This window comes from Amycolatopsis sp. NPDC021455 (assembly GCF_040640995.1).
Lineage (GTDB): Bacteria > Actinomycetota > Actinomycetes > Mycobacteriales > Pseudonocardiaceae > Amycolatopsis.
Map to the genome: position 1 here is coordinate 1 of NZ_JBFACT010000157.1, position 2,459 is coordinate 2,459.

The following is a 2,459-nucleotide window of genomic DNA, read 5'->3' on the forward strand; positions in this document are numbered from 1 at the left end:
CCATCAAGGACAGCCAGCATGAAAGCCATACCCGCCCCGCCTGCACACCCCGATCATTCCGGACGACCGGGGGCACACCTGAAAGGTAGGGCGGCATGAAGGAAACACCATTCGCGGCCTACCGTGAAGACCCTCGGCTTTTCGTGCTGGCCTTCGCTGCGGCGGCCACGTCGATCGCCGCGCTCCTGCTTCACCTCCTCGGCCTCATCCGCATGCCTTACACCCTTTCGTTCGTGACGCTGCCGGGCATGACGTTCCTGGTTTGCCTGCTGGTCCTGGCGGGAAAGGCGGACCGGCCGATCATCACCGGACGCCTGCGGTCCGGGCTCGCCGCCGGTCTCCTCGGTCTGCTGGCCTACAACGGAACCCGCTGGGTCCTCGGGGCGGTACTGGGCCTGGGCACGGGACCGTTCTACTCCATCTCGATCTTCGGCAGCCTCATCACGGGAAAACCCCTCGGTTCCCCCGTGGGGGACATCGCCGGCTGGGCGTACCACCTCAGCAACGGCGTCACGTTCGCGATGATGTACACGCTGGTCGCCGGCCCGGCCCGCTGGTGGTTCGGCCTGCTGTGGGGCGCGGCTCTGGAAGTGGCCATGCTGCTGATCTACCCGTCGAGCAGCATCCTGCGGCCCCCGGCCCTGGCCCCCTTCGTCGTCGTGAGCCTGACGAGCCACGCGGTGTTCGGAACCGTGATCGGGCTCGTCTCCCGGCTCCGCTCGCCCACCCGGATCGGGGTCCGGTCATGAGCGGCCGCCGGGGAATCCCCGTGTTCATCGGCTATGTCGTGCTGCTGGCCTGGCTGGACTGGATCATCCACCGCAGCGTCGTGTTCGTCATCGTCGTCGGCGGCGGCCTGGTCGCCGCCGCGGTCCTGCGCTACCGCATCGCCGAACGGCTCCAGCCCCTGCTCGACCGGTTGAAGGAAATCCCGGTCCCGGTCCGGCGGCTGCTGATTTCCCTGACTCCGCTGGTCTATTTCCTGCTCCGCGGGCAAGGGACGTCGGGGGCAGGGTTCGCGGTCACCGCCGCCGGTGCGCTGGTCGCCTCGGCTGTCGTCTTCCTCGGCCCGAAGATGGACGCGACCCTCGCCGCGTTCTTCGCCACGCGCGACCGGCTGTTGGCGCGCTGGCTCCGCGTGCTGCTGGCACCGGTCTTCGGCATCTTGGTCGCCTTCCTCGTCGTCCATGGATCCCTGGCGGACCTTCCGGCCCTCTTCGGCGGCACGACGGAGTCGCCCCAGTCACCGATGGACGAATCCGGACGGTTCTTCCTCGCGACATTGCTCGCGGGAACCGGCACCGTCCTGCTGCTCCGGGAAGGAGGCGAGAAAACCCGATGAAAACCCGGATCGCCCTGCTGACCGCCGTCACCGCGTTTCTCACGCTGTTCCTGCTGACACCTCCGGCGGCGGCCGACAACTGCGACATCTTCATCAGTCCCGACGACTGCCAGAACACCGGCTGGACGATCGGCGCGATCGCCACGATCGCCGGCGGCGTCGCCGTCGCGGCGGCCGCCACCACGGTGAGCAGCCGAGGCGAAACGGAAAAGCGGCCACGAGACGGCTCGTCCCGGGAAAACGAGGTGGACGTGCGGCCGATCTTCGCCCCGCCACGGATCGAGGCCGGATCTTCCGCACGGGAAGTCCGGCACCGTTCGATAGCCCTGGAAATGCATTGGGACCGCGGCCGGCAGACAGTGCGGGAGGTGCCCCGTGACCACCCCTGAGCTCACAGACCGGGCGACGGTGCGCTCGATGGCGCTCGGCAACGGCGGCAACGAAGCACGCGTCGCCGAGATGCTGACCCGGATCCCGCGCGGCGGGATCGCCGAGGCGAAACTGTCCGGACGGCGCCCGCTGCCGCAGCCGGCTTTCCGGTTGCTCAACAGCAGGATCCTGGAAACCGCGCTGGGTTTCCTCGACGAGAGCCTGGCCGAACCGCTGCTCGCCGGACTCGCCAAGTACCAGGCGCTGACGAAAGCCGCGCAGGACACGCTTTCTCAGCCGCGGAAGCCCGAAGTCATGGTCACCCTGATCGACCCGTACGAGATCAAGTCGGTCCAGCAGCCCTCCGTGGGCCTGGTGGTCGACGACGCCGAGATCGCCCGGGTCACCTTCGAAATCAGCCTGGTCTTCAGCCTGTTCGAGACCGCCGTCGCGGTGCGGCGGGGCGCCATCGAATCGGTCGAGGCCGGTGCGTGTTCGCTCGCGGTCACCCTGTCGCTGGTCGGCTGGAACGAACCGCTGCTGAAGCGGCAACGGCAGTTCCGGGTCCGGCTGCGCGTCGACCCACCCGTGCCGATCCCGGTGCCGGGCCGGCCACCGCGGCGCCCGTAGGCCGTGGTGGGGGGGGGGGGCGCGGGGGGCGGGGCCACATGGGGGGGCGTGGGGGCGGGGGGGGGGGTGAGTGGCACGAATGTGGGGGGGTAAGGGGGGGGGGGGGGGGGTGAGGCGC

At 69.5% G+C, this 2,459-nt stretch carries 4 protein-coding genes; all 4 read left to right on the forward strand.

The features are described 5' to 3' along the window. Positions 1-95 precede the first annotated feature (95 nt). The 4 genes from AB0G28_RS49265 to AB0G28_RS49280 are packed head-to-tail and all read left to right on the forward strand — an operon-like array spanning position 96 to position 2,341. Entirely contained in the window at positions 96-749 is a 654-nt protein-coding gene (locus AB0G28_RS49265; protein WP_361106631.1) for a hypothetical protein, read from the forward strand. Continuing rightward, positions 746-1,342: a hypothetical protein gene (locus AB0G28_RS49270; protein ID WP_361106634.1), complete on the forward strand. Its 597-nt coding sequence runs from the start codon at positions 746-748 to the stop codon at positions 1,340-1,342. The genes AB0G28_RS49265 and AB0G28_RS49270 overlap by 4 nt, the downstream gene beginning before the upstream one ends. After that, positions 1,339-1,731 carry a hypothetical protein gene (locus tag AB0G28_RS49275; RefSeq protein WP_361106637.1) on the forward strand — a complete coding sequence of 131 codons (393 nt, stop codon included), beginning with the start codon at positions 1,339-1,341 and terminating at the stop codon, positions 1,729-1,731. The genes AB0G28_RS49270 and AB0G28_RS49275 overlap by 4 nt, the downstream gene beginning before the upstream one ends. Continuing rightward, entirely contained in the window at positions 1,718-2,341 is a 624-nt protein-coding gene (locus AB0G28_RS49280) for a hypothetical protein (protein ID WP_361106639.1), read from the forward strand. Before AB0G28_RS49275 ends, AB0G28_RS49280 begins: the two co-directional genes overlap by 14 nt. Positions 2,342-2,459: the final 118 nt, after the last annotated feature.